The sequence below is a fragment of the Ensifer sp. ENS10 genome, from assembly GCF_014852025.1.
In the GTDB taxonomy this organism is placed as follows: domain Bacteria; phylum Pseudomonadota; class Alphaproteobacteria; order Rhizobiales; family Rhizobiaceae; genus Ensifer.
Window position 1 is genome coordinate 48,961 of sequence record NZ_JACVAS010000010.1, and the last position, 18,385, is coordinate 67,345.

Below are 18,385 nucleotides of genomic sequence, written 5' to 3' on the forward strand. Positions count from 1 at the left end.
TGAGGACCACCTTCATGAATGCAGTTCCTGATTTTGTTGCGATCGAGGCGATGGATGCGGCCGATGTGCTGCGTCCGATGCGCGAGCGTTTCATCTTGCCGCAGAACCTGATCTACCTGGACGGCAACTCGCTTGGCGTCGCCTCGACCGCCGCTTTCGACGAACTTCGCAAGGCCGCGACCGAGGAATGGGGGCAGGATCTCATCCGCAGCTGGAACACGGCCGGGTGGTTCGAGATGCCGCTTGCGCTCGGTGACCGGGTCGGGCGGCTGATCGGGGCGGCCGCCGGCCAGACTGTCGTTTGCGATACGACGTCGATCAACATCTACAAGGCCCTGCACGCGGCCATGGCGCTGCGGCCCGATCGCTCTGTCATCGTCAGCGAAGGCGGCAGTTTCCCGACGGACCTCTACATGGCCGAGGGCGTGGTTTCGACGCGCTCGGGCGCTTCGTTGCGGCTCGAAGGGGTCGATGCGCCCGATATCGAGGACCTGATCAACAGCGACGTTGCCGTGGTTCTGGTCAACCATGTCAACTACAAGTCCGGTGAACTGCGCGACATGGCGGCGCTGACACGCAAGGCGCATGAGCATGGCGCGCTGGTCATCTGGGATCTCTGCCATACCGCCGGCGCCCTGCCTGTCGATCTCGATGGCGCCAATGTCGATTTTGCCGTCGGCTGCACCTACAAGTACCTGAACGGCGGTCCTGGCGCGCCTGCCTTCATCTATGCCGCGACCCGTCATCACGGCGATATCCGCCAACCGCTCACCGGCTGGTGGGGCCATGCCCGCCCCTTCGCCTTCGAGAAGCACTATGCGGCCGGCGAGGGCATCCGTCGTTTCCTCTGCGGCACGCAGCCGATCCTGTCGCTGCGGGCGCTGAAGGGCGCGCTCGACGTCTGGGACGAAGTCGACATGAACCAGTTGCGCGAGAAGAGCATCCGGCTCACCGATCTCTTCATCACGCTCGTCGAGGCGAAATGCGCTGCCTACGGCCTGGAACTCGAGAGCCCGCGCGACGGGACAAAACGCGGAAGCCAGGTTTCGTTCAGCCATCCGAACAGCTACGAGATCATGCAGGCGCTCATTGCCCGTGGCGTCATCGGCGATTTCCGCGCCCCCACGACGATGCGCTTCGGCTTCACGCCGCTCTATGTGAGCTATGCCGATGTTTGGCGGGCGGTCGGAATCCTTGAAGAGATCCTTCTCACGGGCGCATGGCAGGACGCGCGCTTTGCGGTCCGCGCAGCCGTGACCTGATCTCGATGGTGGACTGCGGGCGGTCTGCCGTCCGCAGTCGAAAGCCGAGTCATAGGTCGCGATCCGCACGCCCGAACGCGTGAGGCAGACAGGAGACTTCGCAATGACTGCGCCGCAGCGCCCGACACCGGACGAAATCGCGGACGCTCGCGGCCGCATCGCTCCCCACTTCGCGCGAACCCCGCTGGTGCGGCTCGACCTTGGGTTCCCGGACCGCCAGATCTTTCTGAAACTGGAGACGCTCTCTCCGATCGGCGCCTTCAAGCTTCGCCCGGCGCTGAACGCACTCTTGTCGCGTGATCCGGCCGATCTGCAAAACGGCATGGCCGTCACCAGTTCCGGCAACATGGCCTATGGCATGGCCTGGGCCGCCCGCCTCATCGGTGTGCCGATGGTGGCCTACATGTATCGCGGCGCGCCGCAGACGAAGATCGACGGCGTGCGCGAGCTTGGCGGCGAGGTGCGCTTCGTCAGTACCGCGACCTGGTGGGACTACATTACCGATGCGGCCCGTCCGGATGCGCCGGAACTGCTGATCAATCCGGTGACCGATCAGGCGGTGCTTGCCGGCAACGGCTCCATCGGCATGGAAATCATCGAGGACTTGCCCGATGTCGACGTGGTGCTCACCCCCTATGGTGGCGGCAGCATGACGACCGGGGTCGCAAGCGCTGTCAAGGCCACTTCCGACCGTTGCCGTGTCTTCGCCGTCGAGGATGACAGCGCCGCTCCGGTTTCGGCGGCACTTGCGGCGGGACGGATCGTGACGATCGAGACCCGCCCGTCGTTCATCAAGAGCATCGGCGCGCCATCGCTTGTGCCGCAGCTTTGGCCAGTGGCACGGGAACTCATCGACGGGGCGATTGCCGTCAGCCCGGCCCAGGTGACCGATGCGATGCGGCTTCTGTTCAAAAAGGCCAAAGTCGTCGCCGAGGGGGCAGGGGCCGCCTCGCTCGCCGCCGCGATCTCGCGGCCCGACCTGACCGGAAACATCGTCTGCGTCATCTCGGGCGGCAACATCGACGCGGCTGCCTATTCCGTGGTCCTTGGCGGCGGCATTCCCTCGGCCTGAACGGCAAGCTCAGACGCCGAGATAGCGGTCCTGAAGTGCCGGTGTCAGCGCTGCCGGCGATCCTTCGAACACCGTCGCACCCTTTTCCAGGACGAAGCAGCGGTCGGCCACCGGAAGCAATTCCGAAAGCGTCTTGTCGACGACGAGGATCGATTGGCCGGCGACCTTCAGCGTGCGGATCGCCGACCAGATGTCCTGCCGGATCACCGGCGCAAGCCCCTCGGTTGCCTCGTCGAGAATGATCAGGCTGGGATTGGTCATCAGCGCCCGGCCGATGGCAAGCATCTGCTGCTCGCCGCCCGAAAGCGTGTTGGCATATTGGTCACGCCGTTCGCCGAGACGGGGGAAGAGCGCGACCACTTTCTCGAAGGTCCACTCGCTGCCGCGGGCCGTGGCAACCAGGTTCTCCATGACTGTGAGATTGGGAAAGCAGCGCCGTCCTTCGGGCACGAGGCCCAGGCCGAGTCTCGCTATCCGGTGCGGTCGCATGCCCGAGATCGCCTTGCCGGCGAAGCTGATCGCGCCGGAGCGCGGCCGCACGAGGCCGAGGATCGAGTTGATCGTCGTCGTTTTGCCCATGCCGTTGCGGCCCATGAGCGCGACCACCTCGCCCTCCCGCACATCGAGATTGACGCCGAAGAGTGCCTGCGATGCGCCGTAGAAGGTTTCGAGACCTTTCAGTTCGAGCAGGCTCACGCGGCTTCTCCCAAATAGGCGCGGCGAACGTCCGGATCGCTGCGGATTTCATCGACCGTACCTGTTGCGATGATGCGGCCATAAACGAGCACGGAAATGCGATCCGCAAGCGCAAAGACCGCGTCCATGTCGTGTTCCACCAGCAGCATCGGCGCTTCATGGCGCAAGCCGTCGAGAAACGACGTCAGCCGCTTCGAGCCCTCCGGCCCCATGCCGGCCATCGGTTCATCGAAGAGAAACGCCTTCGGCGAAAGCGCCAGCGCGATGGCGATTTCGAGCTGTCGGCGCTCGCCGTGGGAAAGCTCTGCCGCCGGCACATGGGCGCGCGCGGCGAGGTCCACACGCTCCAGCATTGCCATTGCCGGCTCCGTTAGCTCCTTGTCATCAGCGACCTGGCGGAAGAAGCGGAACCTGCTGCCTTGCCGCGCCTGCACCGCCAGCATGACGTTGCGAAGCGCTGAGAACTCCTGCGCCAGCGAGGAGATCTGGAAGCTGCGTGCAAGGCCGAGCCTCGCGCGGGCTGCCATGTCGAGCCCGCCGATATCCTCGCCGAGAAAGCGGATGCTGCCGCTGTCGGCCTTGAGCGAACCGGCGATCTGGTGGATCAGCGTGCTTTTTCCGGCACCGTTCGGACCGATCAGCGCATGGATCTGTCCCGGACGAAGCTCAAGGCTGACCCCGTCGGTCGCCTTGAGGGCGCCGAAGGATTTGCGGAGATCGCGGATTTCGAGAACAGGCTCAGACATGGCGCGGCTTTCCGGAGAGAAGGCCCAGCAGCCCGCCGCGTGCAAAAAGCACGATGCCGAGCAGGATGAGGCCGAGGAAGAACTGCCAGCGCTCGGTGATACCGCCGAGCACATATTCGAAGAAGACGAAGATCATCGCGCCGGCGACGGGGCCGAACAGGCGGCCCTTGCCGCCGAGGATGATCAGCACGATCAGTTCGCCCGACATGTGCCAGGAGAGCATGGAGGGCCCGACGAAGCGATTGAGGTCGGCATAGAGCGCGCCGGCAAATCCGGTGATCATGGCCGAGGCGGCAAACGCGACGAGCCGGATATTGAAGGGCGCGATGCCGACGGCGGCAAGGCGGATTCCATTCTGTCTCGCCGCCTGCAGGGCGCTGCCGAAGCGCGAACCCTCGACCACGCGGAACAGGAGAAGTGCGGCCATGAGTGCCGCATAGCAGATCAGGAAATAGGGCAGGGGCTTGGCGGTGTTGACGCCGGGAAAGGCGTTGCGCACCGACATCGAGAGACCATCTTCGCCGCCATAGGCCGGCCAGGAGATCGCGAAATAGTAGATCATCTGCGCGAAAGCGAGCGTGATCATGATGAAATAGACGCCTGATGTGCGCAGGCTGATCGCGCCGATCGGCAGCGCGATGAGGCCGGCAACCGCCACGGCCGCTATCCAGATGAGCGGCATCGACGTTGTCGCCGGAATGCCGGCAAACAGCGGCTCGCCATTGAAGGCGTGGGTGGCGAGGATGCCGGCGACATAACCGCCAAGGCCGAAGAAGGCTGCGTGGCCGAAGGACAGCAGGCCGCCGGACCCGAGCGCCAGGTTGAGGCCGACGGCGGCAAGCGCCAGGACGACGACGCGGGTCGCGAGCGTCACATAGAAGGGTTCGCCCATGCCGGCGGCGACAAGCGGTGCGCCGAGAAGCAGAAGGGCAAGCAGCAGGTTGACGGTGGTTTCGCGGCTCATCTTGACCTCACGACTGTGCCGAAAACAGGCCGCTCGGCCGGAAAGCGAGGATGAGGGCCATGACCACATAGATCAGCATCGAAGCGAGCGCCGCGCCAATCGTAGTCGCCTGCGATGCGGGCATGGTGAGCGCCAGGACCGATGGGAGCAGGAAGCGGCCCATCGTGTCGACGACGCCGACGATGACAGCGCCGACAAGCGCGCCCTTGATGGAGCCGATGCCGCCGATGACGATGACGACGAAAGCGAGGATGAGCACCGGCTCGCCCATGCCGACCTGCACCGACTGCAGCGCGCCGACCAGGGCGCCGGCAAGACCCGCGAGTGCCGCGCCGAGCGCAAAGACGACCGTGTAGAGCGTGCCGATGTCGACGCCGAGCGCGCCGATCATCTCGCGGTCGGATTCGCCCGCGCGGATGCGCATGCCGAGCCGCGTCCTGGCGATCAGCAGATAGAGACCGATGGCAACCGCGATGCCGACACCGATGATCGCCAGCCGATAGAGCTGGTACTGGCCGCCGCCGGGCAGAGGCACCGCGCCCTGCAGCATGGGCGGTATGTCGAGATAGAGCGGGAAGGAGCCGAAGAGCCAGCGCGCGCCCTCGGACAGGATCAGGATCAGTGCGAAGGTGGCGAGCACCTGGTCGAGATGGTCACGATCATAGAGCCTGCGGATGACGGCAACCTCGATGATTGCACCGACGCCCGCGGCTGCCGCAAGACTGGCGATCAGGCCGATCCAGAAGGAGCCGGTGGCGGCGGCGACCGTGGCGCAGGCGAAGGCGCCGATCATGTAGAGCGAGCCGTGGGCAAGGTTGATCAGGCCCATGACCCCGAAAATCAGGGTCAGGCCGGCGGCCATTAGAAACAGCATGACGCCGAGCTGTAGCCCGTTGAGCAGTTGTTCGATCAGGAGTGCGGTGAACAAGAGGTCGGTCCAAGCTTGATGTCGGGATGACGCGGGTCATCGACCGGATGGCGGCGTCAGGGCCGCGCATCCGGGCAACGACGGGTGCGAGCGTTACATGCTGCACTTGTCGGCGTAGGCGTCCTTGTGGTCTTCGAAGGCGGTGGCGATGATCTTGTTGGTCAGGACGCCATCGTCTTCCTTCACCACCTCACGAACGTAGATGTTCTGGATCGGGTGGTTGTTGTTGTTGAAGGTGAACTTGCCGCGCACCGACTTGAAGTCCGCCGCCTTGAGCGCCGCGCGGAAGGCGTCCTTGTCCTTGACGCTTGCCTTCGATAGCGCGGCGAGGATCAGGTTTGCCGTATCCCAGCTTTGTGCGGCGTAGATCGAGGGCAGGCGCTTGTACTCGGCCTTGAAGGCCTCCACGAACTTCTTGTTGGCTTCGTTGTCGAGGTCCTTGGACCAGGTCGCTGAGTTCTTGACGCCAAGGGCAGCGTCGCCGATCGCCGGCAGGACGTCCTGGCTGAAGGAGAAGCCCGGGCCCATGACCGGGATGTTCACGCCCGACTGCGCATATTGCTTCATGAAGGCGATGCCCATGCCGCCGGGCAGGAAGAAGTAGACGGTATCGGCGCCGGAGGCGCGGATCTGGGCGATTTCGGCGGCATAATCCGTCTGGCCGACCTGCGTGTAGATCTCGCCGGCAAGAGCGCCCTTGTAGTAGCGCTTGAAGCCGGTCAGCGCGTCTTTGCCGGCCGGATAGTTGGGCGCCAGGATGAAGGCGTTCTTGTAGTCCTTATTGGCGTATTGCCCCATCGCCTCATGGAAATTGTCGTTCTGGTAGGCGACGTTGAAATAGTTCGGGTTGCAGTTCGCACCGGCCAGTGCCGAAGGACCGGCATTCGGTGAGAGATAGATCACGTCCTGCGCGACCGCGTTCGGCACGACCGCCATGGCGAGATTCGACCAGATGATGCCCGTCATCAGGTCGACCTTGTCGCCCTGGATCATCTTCTCGGCGATCTGAACCGCAAGTTCCGGCTTCTGGGCATCGTCCTCGATCACCAGCTCCACGTCCTTGTTGCCCGACTGTTTGATTGCCAGCGTGAAGGCGTCGCGCATGTCGATGCCGAGGCCGGCGCCGCCGCCCGAAAGCGTGGTGATGACGCCGATCTTCACCGGCTCGGCATGGGCAAGGCTCGACGTCGCAAGCGAGAGGCCAAGAAGGCTCGCTGCCAGAATGCGGTTCATGCTGTTCTCCTCCTAATAGGTTCCCTTATGAGTTGTGTTCTATCAGAGACCCGTGCGCACGTGCCAGAGCTCTGGGAAGAGTTCCACTTCGAGCATCTTCTTCAGATAGGACGCGCCGGATGTACCCCCGGTTCCGCGCTTCAGGCCGATGATGCGCTCGACCGTCGTGACGTGATTGAAGCGCCATCGGCGGAAATAGTCCTCGAAATCGACCAGCTTCTCGGCGAGTTCATAGAGCATCCAGTAGCGCTCCGGGTCGCGGTAGACGGTCTGCCACGCCGCAAAGACCTTGTCGCTTTCCACGCGCGTTTCGCGCCAATCGGTCTTGCTCGCTTCGTCCCCGACGTCGAAGCCGTTGCGCGAAAGCAGCCGGATCGCTTCGTCGTAGAGCGACGGCGCGGCCAGGATCGCCTCGAGCTTTTCCATGATGTCGGGACGGTGCGCGTGCGGGCCGAGCATGGCGACGTTGCGGTTGCCGGCGAGAAATTCGATCGCCCGGTATTGCCACGACTGGAAGCCGGAGGATTGGCCGAGCGATTCGCGGAACGTGGTGTATTCGCTGGGCGTCATCGTGCGCAGCACGTCCCAGGCGCTGTTCAACTGTTCGAAGATGCGCGCCACGCGCGTCAGCATCTTGAAGGCGGGTTCCAGCCGGTCGTCGCGGATCGAGCGGACTGCGGCGTTGATCTCGTGCAGCGCGAGCTTCATCCAGAGCTCCGACGTCTGATGCTGGATGATAAACAGCATCTCGTCATGGGCCTTGGAAAGCGGCTCCTGTGCGTCCAGCACCTTCTCCAGCATGAGATAGTCGCTGTAGGACATGCGTCCCTTGAACGACATCTGGGCGCCTTCTTTCGAAGGATCGTATGATTTGCTCATGGTTTTAGTTCTCCGAGCGCAATCGGAACCGCTGGATCTTGCCCGTGGCTGTCTTCGGCAGGCTCTCCAGGAATTTGACCGATCGCGGATATTTGTAAGGCGCGATCGTCGCCTTGACATGATCCTGCAGGCGCTTGATCGTCGCGTCGTCGGCCGAGACGCCTGAAATCAACACGACATAGGCTTCGACGATCTGGCCGCGTTCGGCATCGGGGGCACCGACGACGGCGCATTCCGCGACTTCCGGGTGCGAGATCAACGCCGCCTCGACCTCGGGGCCGGCGATGTTGTAGCCGGCGGTAACGATCATGTCGTCCGAGCGGGCGGCGAAATGGAAGAAGCCGTCTTCGTCCTGGTAGAAGGCGTCGCCGGTCAGGTTCCAGCCGTCGCGGACATAATCGCGCTGGCGGGCGTCCGCCATATAGCGGCAGCCGGTCGGGCCGCGCACCGCGAGCTTGCCGACCGTACCGCGAGGGACCTCCCGCATCTCGTCATCGACGATCCGGGCTTCGTAGCCACCGACCGGCTTGCCGGTCGAGGCGGCCTTGCGGTCTTCGAAGCGGTTGGAAATGAAGATATGCAGCATCTCTGTCGCGCCGATCCCGTCGAGGATCGGCTTGCCGGTTTTTTCCGTCCACTCCTCGAAGACAGGCCCCGGCAGCGTTTCGCCCGCCGAGATCGCTACCCGGAGCGACGAAAGGTCGGCACCGTTGTCCATCGCCTTCATCATCGCCCGATAGGCGGTCGGAGCGGTAAACGAGATCGTTGCTTTGTACTTCTCGATGATCTCCACCATGTTGGCGGGCGTCGCGTGCTCGAGCAGCGTTGCCGCCGCGCCGAAACGCAAGGGGAAGATGGCAAGGCCGCCGAGACCGAAGGTGAAGGCGAGCGGCGGTGAGCCGACGAAGACATCGTCGGGTGTCACCCCGAGCACCTCCCTGGCATAGCCGTCGGCAATAACAAGGAGATCGCGATGGAAGTGCATGGTTGCCTTCGGGACCCCTGTCGTGCCCGAGGTGAAACCGAGAAGGGCGACGTCGTCACGACCGGTGTGTACCGCTTCGAAGACCACAGACTTGTCGAGCGCAATGCGGTCGAGTTCGGCGTCGTGGTTTGCTGTCCCGTCGAAGCCGACGACCTGCTTCAGGTAGCGACTGTCCTTGGCGCAGGCGATCATCTCGTCCATCAGGCGGGTATCGCAAAGCGTCAGGCTGACCTCTGCCTTGTCGACGATCTTGGTCAGTTCGCCGGCTCTGAGCATCGGCATGGTGTTGACGACCACGGCGCCGGCCTTGGTGGCCGCCAGCCAACAGGCGACCATGGCCGGATTGTTGGCCGAGCGGATGAGCACACGGTGTCCAGGCTTCACGCCGTAGTTTTCGACGAGGGCATGGGCGAGCCTGTTCGTCCAGTCGGACAGCTCCTTGTAGGTTCGCCGGCGCCCGTTGCCGATCAGCGCGGTATGGTCGCCAAAACCCTTGGCGACCATGGCATCCGTCAATTCGACGGCGGCGTTGAGATGGTCCGGGTAGTCGAAGTCTTCGAGACGGAATTCCGGCCATTCTTCCGGTGGCGGCAGATGGTCGCGTGTGAACGTATCGACGTGCGAAGTCGGTCCAAGCATATGGCGGCTGTTCCCTTGTTCAGTTTCTGCCCGTTGTCCAGGCATTTTCAAAGCCGGCTAAAGTTCTTCGTCGCGCGGAGCCCTGCCGTGCGAACAGACGCCAAGCCTCGCCGCATCGTCGTCGATGGGCGCATGCCGTCGCTAGGGCGGCTCCAGTGATCGTGATGGGCACAGCGAGACCTCCACTTCTCGGCTGAACATGGGGCAGCATCGCACCAGTCCAAAATTATTTCAAGCCTAAAGTTTTTTTGAATGACGCATTGCGTTTCTTGATGGGGCAGGCGATTTCTATGCGTGGGGAGACATCGAAGGGAGGATTGCATCGATGCTGGAACACCGTGTTTCCGATTGGAACGACGCCTATGCCAATGGCGTGAACATTGCGCGGGGCGACCGGTGGCCGCAGGCATGGGTTGGGCCGGCGGAGGCATTCCGCAATGCGCTTTCGGCATCAGGGCTGGCGAAACTCGACCTTGCCTATGGCGAGCGATCCAGAAATCGCATGGACCTTTTCTTCCCCGATGGCGCGGCGAAAGGCCTGGTCGTCTTCGTGCACGGTGGATTCTGGCTGCAGCTCGACAAGAGCTTCTGGTCGCATCTCGCCGCAGGCGCTGTCGCCAGCGGTTACGCCGTCGCCATGCCGTCCTACACGCTCTGCCCGGAGATCCGTATCACCGGGATCGTCGAGGAAGTCGCCGCGGCAATCGGTGAGGCAGCAAAGCTGGTCGAAGGGCCGCTGATGCTGACAGGCCATTCGGCTGGCGGCCATCTCGTCAGCCGAATGATCACGGCGACCGCGCCGCTCTCGCCGGATGTCCAGGGACGCGTCCGCAACGTCGTCTCGATCTCGGGTGTGCATGACCTGCGGCCGATCATGTCGACCGGGATGAACGAGAAGCTTGCGATCGATGAGGCGGAGGCTCTTTCGCAAAGCCCGGCGCTGCTGCGGCCGATGCGGGATACCCGCATCACCTGCTGGGTCGGCGGCGGCGAGCGCGCCGAGTTCCTGCGCCAGAATGCCCTGCTTGCCAATATCTGGACGGGACTGGGTGCAACCACGGCCGCCATCGTCGAACCGGACAGGCACCACTTCAACGTCATCGACGGCCTTGCCGACGCCGGGCATCCGCTGACGCGAACCCTGCTTTCGGTGTGAAGCGCTGTGCCGGACCAAGGGCGGGTGGTTGCGAAATCCGGGTCGCCCTTCTGGCTCGCCCTCGAAATGTCATCGAGAGGTGCCATAACACCCTAGGGTTATTGGCATAGCCCTCGGTTTCCCCGACGCTTCCAGTCTGTTCGTTGGAGGAGGGGAACATGACACAAAACATTAAACTCGATCGAACCCTTGGTCTGTGGTCCGTGGTGCTGTTCGGGCTTGCCTACATGACGCCGATGATCGTGTTCGGCACGTTCGGGGCGCTGGCCTCGGCAAGCCAGGGCACGACGGCGATGGCCTATTTCATCGCGGCGCTTGCAATTTTCCTGACGGCCGCGAGCTACGGGATCATGGCGAAGGTCTATCCGGTCGCCGGATCCGCCTACACCTACGCCCGCAAGTCGCTGAATTCCGGTGCAGGCTTCCTCGTCGGTTGGGCCGTGCTGCTCGACTATTTCTTCCTGCCGATGGTGATCTGGCTGATCGGCGCCGCCTATCTGGGTTCCGCCTTCCCGGCCGTACCGGCCTGGCTGTGGATCGTCGGCTTCATTGTGCTGACGACGGCGGTAAACGTCATCGGCATCGCTTTCGCCAACCGGGTGAACGTTGTGCTGATGCTGGTGCAGCTCACCGTGCTGATCGCCTTCGTCGCGCTGGCAGCACGCTATGTCGTTGCCATCAATGGCGTCGGTGGGCTTGCGTCGGTGCGGCCATTCTTCGAAGCGAATGTGCCGTTCAGCGCCTCGGTCGCCGGTGCGGCAATCGCGGCCTATTCTTTCCTGGGCTTCGATGCCGTCTCAACCCTGACGGAAGAGACGCGTGACCCAACCCGCACGATGCCGAAGGCGATCATGATCATCGCGGTGATCGGCGGGATCATCTTCACCGGTTCGGCCTATGTGACGCAGCTCGCCCATCCCGGCGGCGAATTTACCTCTGTCGATTCCGCTGCGTCGGAAATCGCTCTGATGATCGGCGGCGATATCTTCGTGACCCTGTTCCTCGCCACGCTCGTGGTTGCCCAGTTCACCTCGGGGCTTGCGGCACAGGCGAGCGTCGGTCGGCTGCTTTTCGCCATGGGCCGCGACGGCGTGTTGCCGATGGGGATCTTCGGCAAGCTGCATGAGAAATGGCGCACGCCGGTGTTCAACCTCGTGCTCGTCGGCATCGTCGGCCTGCTTGCGCTCACACTCGACGTGACGACCTCGACGTCCTTCATCAATTTCGGCGCATTCCTCGCCTTCACCGCCGTCAATGTCTCGGTGATCGCGCTCTATCTGCAGGGCAACGCAATCGTCCGGCCGCTTGGCGCGCTGCTGGGGCTTGTCGTTCCGGCTGTCGGCGCGGTCTGCGACCTGTTCCTGCTGTGGAATCTCGATGGCCACGCCAAGCTCCTGGGTATCATCTGGCTGGCCATTGGGGTGTGTTATCTCGCCTACCTCACCCGGTTCTTCCAGTCAGCGCCGCCGGAAGTGGAGTTCGTCGAATGATTAGCGGCGGCTGAGGAAGAGATGGAAGAGCTCCGCCTGGCTGGAAATGGAGAGCTTGGCATAAGCCTGGCGACGATGGACCTTGACCGTATTCGGCGAGAGGCCGAGCGTCGCGGCGAGGGAATAGGTCGAGTGACCCTTGAGGATCAGGGTCACGATCTCCAGCTCCCGTTTCGAGAGCAACGGGTGGCTGATCGTCGCCGCGGCGTCATCCTCCTCGCGGGGAGGGTCGAACCGCGCGCGCCAGTGCCGTTCGGCGAGTGCCCGCACGATCGGCGCAGCACTTTCCAGCCGGGCGATGTCACGGCGGGAGAAGCCGGGCACGTCGCCGATGCGCGAGAGCGACAGCACGGCATCGACATGCGGAAGCTTCAAAATGAAGCCGATCTCATCGACGATGCCGGTCGCCTGGTAGTGGCGGCGGAAGTATTCCGTCTCGGTGAAGCGGTCCGGCGCCAACCGTCGCATCACCAGGACGCCGCCGTCGAGTTTTGCGTTGCGGACAGCATCGTAGAACGGGTCGAGGATATAGGCGCCGGCAAGGTAGTGATCGACGATGGTGACGCGGTCGCCGACGATGCGCTCGTTATGGAGATCGAAGGCCTTGCCGCCTGGCGAATAGGCAAAGCCGTTCATCATTTCGAAGGCGACGAGTTGCCGAAGCGCGCGCTCCAGGGTTTCCGGGAAGCCGGGCTCGCCGAGGTTCGATATGGCCTCTGCGAGCCCGGCGTTCCAGGCATCGATATAGGCGCTCGCTCCGCCGGATGTTGCTGCCACGTCCATTCCCCACCTGTCGAAGACAAGACCTAGCACGGAGTCCGCAGTCATGCAGACGGTTTCTCGCACCCTTGCGCCCACGCATCCGCTCGACCTGCCCGCAACGGAGATCGCTGCCGGCATCCGCGCCCGCCATTTTTCGGCTGAAGCGGTCGTTGTCGAATCGCTGCGCCGCGCGAAAGTCGTCAATCAGACGCTGAACGCATTCACGCTGCTGCGGGAGGAGGCGGCAATCGCATCGGCGCGGGCGGCTGACGAACGCGTCGCAACCGGCGGTGACACGCCCGCTCTTCTCGGCGTCCCCTTCGCCGCCAAGGACCTGACACCGACCAAAGGCGATCTCACCACGCTCGGCTCCTGGACGCGTGGAAATTGGATTCCAACGGAGACGGCGCTGTGCATCGAGCGGCTGGAGGCTGCCGGCGCGATCCTGATCGGCAAGACGACGACGCCGGAATTCGCCCATTCCAGTTTCACGTCGAGCCCACGCTGGGGCGTGACCCGCAATCCCTGGAATCCGGAGCGAACCTCCGGCGGCTCCTCGGGCGGATCAGCGGTCGCTGTCGCGACCGGCGTGGTTCCCTTCGCCGAAGGCACGGACATGGGCGGGTCGGTGCGCATTCCTGCAGCACTTTCGGGCGTCGTTGGCCTCAAGCCCAGCCTGGGGCGAATTCCGATGACCATCCTGCCGAGCGTCTTCGACAACATATCCCATTTCGGCCCGCTGGCGCGCACCGTCAGCGATGCTGTCGCTTTCATGGCAGCGGCTGCCGGCCCCGATGATGCGGATATCGCCTCGTTGCCGCTCTCCTTCGCGGCCGACCGGGCAAGAGCAGGCTCACTTGCGGGCCGGCGCTTCGCCCTTTCGCTGGACCTTGGCTACTACAGCGTCGATGCCTCCGTGCAAGCCGCGATCCTTGCGGCGGTCGAGCAGCTTCGTGCGGCTGGCGCCACGGTGGAACCCGTGGACATCGGCTGGTCCCGCGCCGTCAACGACCAGTGGTACGATCTCTGGTGCGTGTTCATGGCCGCATTTTTCGGCGACGCGATCGATGGCTACCGCGAGCGCATGGACCCGATCGTCGTCGAGCTCATCGAACGCGGGCTTGGTATGAATGCTACAGTCTACAAACGGGTGGAACTGCTCCGGACTGCGATGTGGCGTGATCTCGCCATGATCCTCGCCCGCTACGATGCGCTGCTCTGCCCGACTTGCGCGGTCACGGCCCCCTCGGCTGACGCGGACGACAACGACTACATTGCCGATACGCCGGACGGGCGCTTTCGCGGGCTGGACATGACCTGCCCGTTCAACCTGCTGCCGCAGTGTCCAGCCCTGTCGGTGCCTGTCGGCCTCGCCAATGATGGCCTCCCAGTCGGCCTGCAGATGGTCGGTCGCCGCTACGCCGATGAAGACGTGCTGTCGCTCGGCGGTGCCATCGAGAGCGTGTTGCAGGCTTCGGGTCTTGCGGTCGGCCGGGCGGAGCGGTGGCGCTGGTAACGTGCGCGCCGCCGACGATCGGCCGGCTCCGACCCCTCAAAGCAGCAGGAGCTTCCTCAGCACCGAAACGACTTCCACGGCTTGCTTTTCGGCGATGTCACATCGGGCGATGAACTGGAATTAATTAAATCAATTGCTTGATTGTTGTTGTACCGGCGTGTTCCGCGAATGCGAAGCTCGGTATCGAAGAATCCGCCGATCGCGCGAGGGGCGGTCACCTCGCACTGACCGGCTAGTGAGCCACGCCATGACTTGGTGTCAGCGAATGAAGATCAGCGCCATGCCGAGGACGACGAGGGCAGCACCGGCCCAGGCGCCGGCGGCAGGCCGTTCGCCCGTCCTCAGCCACAGCATCGGCAGGATCATGACCGGCGAGGTCGCGGACAAAGTCGATACGATGCCCACCTTGCCGCCCGAGAGCGCGAAGAGCAGCAGCGTCATCCCCATGCCAAGAGCGAGGACCCCGGTCAGCGCGGTCATTGCGGCAACCTTCAAGGTCAGCGGCGCCCTCGGCTTGACCGATGGAATGGGCAGCTGGATCAGGATGCTCAGGCAGAAGGCGGCAATGCCGACACGCAGCATGGAGGCGACAAAAGGATCGATGCCGGCGGCCATGACCGGTCGTACGATGATCGAGCCGATCGCCTGGCCGGTGGCGGCGCCAAGACCGAGCAGGACGCCGATCCAAAGCGGCCCCTTGACCTTTTCCCATTCGTGCATCTGCGCCCGGCGCTTGCCGAAGAGAATGGCGAGGAACACGCCGGTGGCCGTCAGCGCGATGCCTCCAATCGCGGTTGGTGACAGCGCTTCGCCAAGCACCAGCCAGCCGAGCAAGGCGGTGATCGGCGCGTTGAGGGCGAAGAGGATGCCGGAGCGGCGCGGACCGAGCCGGTTGAGCGCGGCAAAGAGCAACGTGTCGCCGATGAAAATGCCGATCAAGCCGGACAAAAGCAGCGGCGTGAGGCTTGTCGCATCCAGCCCACGCCACGCCCCGGTGGCGAGCACATAGATTGCCAGAAGTCCCGTGACGAAGATCTGCCGAAGGCGGTTGAAGGCGGGTGCGCCGAGGTGGCCGGCCGGTCCGGCCGAGATCAACCCCGTCAGGGCCCAACAGGTCGCGGCCCCCAGCGCGGCGAGTTCATGAATTGGCATGATATTCCGATCGGTAGACTGCGGCCCCGAAGGAGCTCTCCTCGGCCTCCGTTAAAGCTTGAGCGAACGGCATTCGTCCAGCGCTTTTTCAGCCGCATCAACAGGGCGCTTCGTGCCGGGCGGCAGACGGTGCAACAGCGCTCATCATGGTCGTCTTGTGCCCACAGGCGATATGTCCAAGGGCCCACGCGCCGACGTTGATTCCGAATGAATTTTTCAGCACTTTTCGCCAGGCGATTGGAACGCCTGAAGCCGGCTGCCGTTAGGTTGGACATCAAAGGAATCCGCCATGAAAAAGCTCCTGATTGCCCTTCTGGTCTTCGGAGCGCTCGCGGCCGCGGGCGGCCTGAGCCTCGGCTATCTGTCGCGACGGGAGGCTACGGTGCCGATTGAAAAGACCTACGGTCCCGATCCGGTCCTGGTCGAACCAAAGGTGGAGCTCGTGCCATCCGTCGCTGTCGCGGAAGCCACGCCCTGGCCTGCAGGCATGATGCCATCGGCCGCGCCGGGCCTTGCCGCCAAGGAATTTGCGGGCGGCTTCGATCATCCCCGCTGGCTGCACGTGCTGCCGAATGGCGATGTGCTGGTCGCAGAAAGCAATGCGCCACCCCAACCCGACCCCGGCTTTTCGGTGCGGGCCTTTGCTGCTCAGCTCATCCAGGGCAGGGCCGGCGCCCGAAGTAAGAGCGCCAATCGCATATCGTTGTTGCGCGACGCGGACGGTGACGGCGTGGCGGAAACGAAAACGCCCTTCATCACCGGGCTCAATTCACCGTTCGGTATGACATTGCTCGACGGTAAGCTCTACGTAGCCAATGCCGATGCGATCGTGGCCTTTCCCTATCAGGAAGGCGCGACCGAGATTACGGCGCCCGCAGAGAAGATTGTCGACCTACCCGCGGGCCGCAACCATCACTGGACGAAGGACGTCATCGCCAGCCCGGACGGGACCAAGCTTTACGTCACGGTCGGCTCCAATTCCAACGTCGGCGAAAACGGCATGGAGGAGGAAAGGGGACGCGCCGCGGTGCACGAGATCGACCTTTCCACCCGGCAGATGCGGCCGTTCGCATCCGGACTTCGCAATCCCAACGGCCTCTCATGGCAGCCGGATAGCGGTGAGCTATGGGTTGCCGTCAACGAGCGCGACGAACTCGGGCCCGATCTCGTTCCCGATTACATGACCTCGGTCAAGGACGGCGCCTTCTACGGCTGGCCCTATAGCTGGTACGGGCAGCATGTCGACGAGCGGGTGAAGCCGCAGAAACCCGAACTGGTGGCGCGCGCGATCAAGCCGGACTATGCGCTCGGCCCCCACACCGCCTCGCTCGGCCTGACCTTCAACACCGGCGACGTGTTCGGCCCGGAGATGAAGAATGGCGCCTTCGTAGGCCAGCATGGCTCGTGGAACCGGATCCCGCGCAGCGGCTACAAGGTCATCTTCGTGCCTTTCAGCAACGGCAAGCCTTCCGGCCCGCCGCGGGATATCCTGACGGGTTTCCTGACCGACGACGGCAAGGCGCTCGGCCGTCCGGTCGGCGTCGCAATCGCCCGTGATGGCGCGCTGCTTGTTGCCGACGATGCCGGCAACAAGGTGTGGCGGGTCGCCCCCATGCGGTGAGCGATCTCGCGGCTGAGGGGGCACTGGGGCATTTGTGCAACTATTTGGTTGCGCATCTGTCTGCGATCCCTATACTTGCAACCAAATCGTTGCACGAAAGGAAAGCGTCATGAGCTCGTTCGATCGTATCGAGAAGGCAATCCTGTTGCGCGCGCCCATCGAGCGCGTCTGGCGGGCGATAACCGATGTCTCGGAATTCGGGCAGTGGTTCGGCGTAAAGCTGAACGAGCCTTTTGCTCCGGGGCGGGCGATAGCCGGCTCTTTTAAGGGAGAGTTCAAAGCGGAGGACATTGCGAAATATCAGGCTTCGATCGGGATCGAGCCGACACCGATCCGCCAGCCCGAGCCGAATGCCGTTTTTTGCACCGTCGAGGAAATGGATGCGCCGCGGCTTTTCAGTTTTCGCTGGATACCCTATGGCCTCGATGCCGAATGCGATCCCGCGCGGGAACCGACGACACTCGTGGAATTCCGGCTGGAAGCCGTTGCCGGGGACACACGGCTGACCGTCACGGAATCCGGCTTCGAAGGCGTGCCGGCGCATCGGCGCAAGCGCGCATTTCTCATGAATGACGGTGGCTGGAGCGCCCAGATTGAAAACATCAAGCGCCATGTCGAACACGCCTGAGCGAGAACTGGCGGGCGTCTTCGCCGCCCTGGGCGATACGACCCGCCTTGCGCTGATCACGCGGCTTTTGGCTGCCGGTGCCCTGACGGCAACCGCGCTGTCCGAGGGGCAGGCGATCACCCGGCAGGCGATCGTGAAGCACCTGCAGGTGTTGGTAGCGGCTAGGCTGGTGGTGCACGAGCGTCACGGCAAGGAGGTCCTCTACGCGGTCGATCCGCGCCGTCTCGAAGAGGCGCGCGCGTTCCTGACGGCAATCGCTGAGGGTTGGGACAAGGCGCTTGGCCGGCTCAAGTCGCTTGTCGAGGCGCCCTGACGCGAGACACCCAACCGCGCTGGGCCGCTCGGAGCAAAGTGCGTGCCCGCCGGCAACCTGGGTGACCTGGCCGGTGATCCAATCGGACGCGTCGCTGCGAAGAAACAGCACTGCGGCTGCAATTCGATGGTTGCCGACGGCCTTAGCCGTGGATGCTTTTTCGCCGACGGACCGCCTGCCGACACGCGCGGCGAGCGCCTTGCCTAGGTTCGCGAAGCCTATATCGCGCCGATCAAGGTCGAGAGCCCCCACCCGGTCGCTCCCCGCACTTGCCCGTGATCGGTCCAATCGACTGCTCCAGCAGGCTTGAAATCGAAACGCCCCGCTACAGTTGTCTCCTTTT

General features: G+C 63.7%; 17 protein-coding genes. 8 read left to right on the forward strand and 9 right to left on the reverse strand.

What is annotated here, in order from left to right:
• Positions 1 to 14 precede the first annotated feature (14 nt).
• Both kynU and IB265_RS27930 read left to right on the forward strand, forming a co-directional pair.
• Entirely contained in the window at positions 15 to 1,262 is a 1,248-nt protein-coding gene (kynU, locus tag IB265_RS27925; protein WP_112996501.1) for a kynureninase, read from the forward strand.
• 103 nt (positions 1,263 to 1,365) lie between these two features.
• The gene (locus tag IB265_RS27930; protein ID WP_057255226.1) at positions 1,366 to 2,334 is read left to right on the forward strand and encodes a threonine/serine dehydratase; all 969 of its coding nucleotides are present in this window, start codon (positions 1,366 to 1,368) and stop codon (positions 2,332 to 2,334) included.
• 9 nt (positions 2,335 to 2,343) lie between these two features.
• Here IB265_RS27930 and IB265_RS27935 read toward each other — a convergent pair whose 3' ends face one another.
• From IB265_RS27935 to IB265_RS27965, 7 genes are all read right to left on the reverse strand, one after another.
• On the reverse strand, positions 2,344 to 3,030 hold the full coding sequence (locus tag IB265_RS27935) for an ABC transporter ATP-binding protein (RefSeq protein ID WP_057255227.1): 687 nt from the start codon (positions 3,028 to 3,030) through the stop codon (positions 2,344 to 2,346).
• Positions 3,027 to 3,776, reverse strand: coding sequence for an ABC transporter ATP-binding protein (locus IB265_RS27940; RefSeq protein WP_192495492.1), 750 nt, complete (start codon positions 3,774 to 3,776; stop codon positions 3,027 to 3,029). Before IB265_RS27940 ends, IB265_RS27935 begins: the two co-directional genes overlap by 4 nt.
• Positions 3,769 to 4,740 carry a branched-chain amino acid ABC transporter permease gene (locus IB265_RS27945; protein ID WP_113132552.1) on the reverse strand — a complete coding sequence of 324 codons (972 nt, stop codon included), beginning with the start codon at positions 4,738 to 4,740 and terminating at the stop codon, positions 3,769 to 3,771. Before IB265_RS27945 ends, IB265_RS27940 begins: the two co-directional genes overlap by 8 nt.
• A gap of 7 nt (positions 4,741 to 4,747) precedes the next feature.
• Entirely contained in the window at positions 4,748 to 5,668 is a 921-nt protein-coding gene (locus tag IB265_RS27950) for a branched-chain amino acid ABC transporter permease (protein WP_057255230.1), read from the reverse strand.
• Positions 5,669 to 5,761: 93 nt separating this feature from the next.
• Complete coding sequence (locus IB265_RS27955) at positions 5,762 to 6,901, reverse strand: ABC transporter substrate-binding protein (RefSeq protein WP_057255231.1); 1,140 nt, start codon at positions 6,899 to 6,901, stop codon at positions 5,762 to 5,764.
• A 42-nt stretch (positions 6,902 to 6,943) separates the two neighbouring features.
• Positions 6,944 to 7,780, reverse strand: a complete 837-nt coding sequence (kynA, locus tag IB265_RS27960; protein WP_110879734.1) for a tryptophan 2,3-dioxygenase — start codon at positions 7,778 to 7,780, stop codon at positions 6,944 to 6,946.
• A 4-nt stretch (positions 7,781 to 7,784) separates the two neighbouring features.
• Positions 7,785 to 9,404, reverse strand: a complete 1,620-nt coding sequence (locus tag IB265_RS27965; RefSeq protein WP_057255233.1) for a benzoate-CoA ligase family protein — start codon at positions 9,402 to 9,404, stop codon at positions 7,785 to 7,787.
• 325 nt (positions 9,405 to 9,729) lie between these two features.
• Here IB265_RS27965 and IB265_RS27970 point away from each other — a divergent pair, with 325 nt between their 5' ends.
• Positions 9,730 to 10,560, forward strand: a complete 831-nt coding sequence (locus IB265_RS27970) for an alpha/beta hydrolase (protein ID WP_057255234.1) — start codon at positions 9,730 to 9,732, stop codon at positions 10,558 to 10,560.
• Between the two features lie 158 nt (positions 10,561 to 10,718).
• On the forward strand, positions 10,719 to 12,050 hold the full coding sequence (locus IB265_RS27975) for an APC family permease (RefSeq protein WP_057255235.1): 1,332 nt from the start codon (positions 10,719 to 10,721) through the stop codon (positions 12,048 to 12,050).
• Here IB265_RS27975 and IB265_RS27980 read toward each other — a convergent pair whose 3' ends face one another.
• Positions 12,051 to 12,878 carry a helix-turn-helix transcriptional regulator gene (locus IB265_RS27980; RefSeq protein ID WP_192495493.1) on the reverse strand — a complete coding sequence of 276 codons (828 nt, stop codon included), beginning with the start codon at positions 12,876 to 12,878 and terminating at the stop codon, positions 12,051 to 12,053. It lies immediately after the preceding gene.
• Between IB265_RS27980 and IB265_RS27985 the strand changes: the two genes are divergently transcribed.
• Positions 12,877 to 14,328 carry an amidase gene (locus tag IB265_RS27985; RefSeq protein ID WP_112996499.1) on the forward strand — a complete coding sequence of 484 codons (1,452 nt, stop codon included), beginning with the start codon at positions 12,877 to 12,879 and terminating at the stop codon, positions 14,326 to 14,328. The two genes, IB265_RS27980 and IB265_RS27985, sit on opposite strands and share 2 nt — an antisense overlap.
• Positions 14,329 to 14,586: 258 nt before the next feature.
• On the opposite strand, the gene IB265_RS27990 is transcribed toward IB265_RS27985, so the two are convergent.
• A complete protein-coding gene (locus IB265_RS27990; protein WP_113479730.1) occupies positions 14,587 to 15,480 on the reverse strand; it encodes a DMT family transporter in 894 nt (297 codons plus the stop codon).
• Between the two features lie 289 nt (positions 15,481 to 15,769).
• On the opposite strand from IB265_RS27990, the gene IB265_RS27995 reads away from it, so the two are divergent.
• The 3 genes from IB265_RS27995 to IB265_RS28005 all read left to right on the forward strand — a co-directional run bounded on the left by IB265_RS27995 (position 15,770) and on the right by IB265_RS28005 (position 18,042).
• Positions 15,770 to 17,101 (forward strand): sorbosone dehydrogenase family protein, encoded by a 1,332-nt coding sequence (locus tag IB265_RS27995; protein WP_192495494.1) that lies wholly within the window; start codon positions 15,770 to 15,772, stop codon positions 17,099 to 17,101.
• Between the two features lie 109 nt (positions 17,102 to 17,210).
• On the forward strand, positions 17,211 to 17,729 hold the full coding sequence (locus IB265_RS28000) for an SRPBCC family protein (protein ID WP_057255240.1): 519 nt from the start codon (positions 17,211 to 17,213) through the stop codon (positions 17,727 to 17,729).
• Positions 17,695 to 18,042 (forward strand): helix-turn-helix transcriptional regulator, encoded by a 348-nt coding sequence (locus IB265_RS28005; RefSeq protein ID WP_244495734.1) that lies wholly within the window; start codon positions 17,695 to 17,697, stop codon positions 18,040 to 18,042. The genes IB265_RS28000 and IB265_RS28005 overlap by 35 nt, the downstream gene beginning before the upstream one ends.
• Positions 18,043 to 18,385 lie beyond the last annotated feature (343 nt).

Coding starts and splice junctions, on each gene's coding strand:
- IB265_RS27940 (WP_192495492.1), bottom strand. CDS start 3,776: ATGTCTGAGCCTGTTCTCGAAATCCGCGATCTCCGCAAATCCTTCGGC.
- IB265_RS27995 (WP_192495494.1), top strand. CDS start 15,770: ATGAAAAAGCTCCTGATTGCCCTTCTGGTCTTCGGAGCGCTCGCGGCC.
- IB265_RS27930 (WP_057255226.1), top strand. CDS start 1,366: ATGACTGCGCCGCAGCGCCCGACACCGGACGAAATCGCGGACGCTCGC.
- IB265_RS27985 (WP_112996499.1), top strand. CDS start 12,877: ATGCAGACGGTTTCTCGCACCCTTGCGCCCACGCATCCGCTCGACCTG.
- IB265_RS28000 (WP_057255240.1), top strand. CDS start 17,211: ATGAGCTCGTTCGATCGTATCGAGAAGGCAATCCTGTTGCGCGCGCCC.
- IB265_RS27955 (WP_057255231.1), bottom strand. CDS start 6,901: ATGAACCGCATTCTGGCAGCGAGCCTTCTTGGCCTCTCGCTTGCGACG.
- kynA (WP_110879734.1), bottom strand. CDS start 7,780: ATGAGCAAATCATACGATCCTTCGAAAGAAGGCGCCCAGATGTCGTTC.
- IB265_RS27945 (WP_113132552.1), bottom strand. CDS start 4,740: ATGAGCCGCGAAACCACCGTCAACCTGCTGCTTGCCCTTCTGCTTCTC.
- kynU (WP_112996501.1), top strand. CDS start 15: ATGAATGCAGTTCCTGATTTTGTTGCGATCGAGGCGATGGATGCGGCC.
- IB265_RS27975 (WP_057255235.1), top strand. CDS start 10,719: ATGACACAAAACATTAAACTCGATCGAACCCTTGGTCTGTGGTCCGTG.
- IB265_RS27990 (WP_113479730.1), bottom strand. CDS start 15,480: ATGCCAATTCATGAACTCGCCGCGCTGGGGGCCGCGACCTGTTGGGCC.
- IB265_RS27980 (WP_192495493.1), bottom strand. CDS start 12,878: ATGACTGCGGACTCCGTGCTAGGTCTTGTCTTCGACAGGTGGGGAATG.
- IB265_RS27965 (WP_057255233.1), bottom strand. CDS start 9,404: ATGCTTGGACCGACTTCGCACGTCGATACGTTCACACGCGACCATCTG.
- IB265_RS27970 (WP_057255234.1), top strand. CDS start 9,730: ATGCTGGAACACCGTGTTTCCGATTGGAACGACGCCTATGCCAATGGC.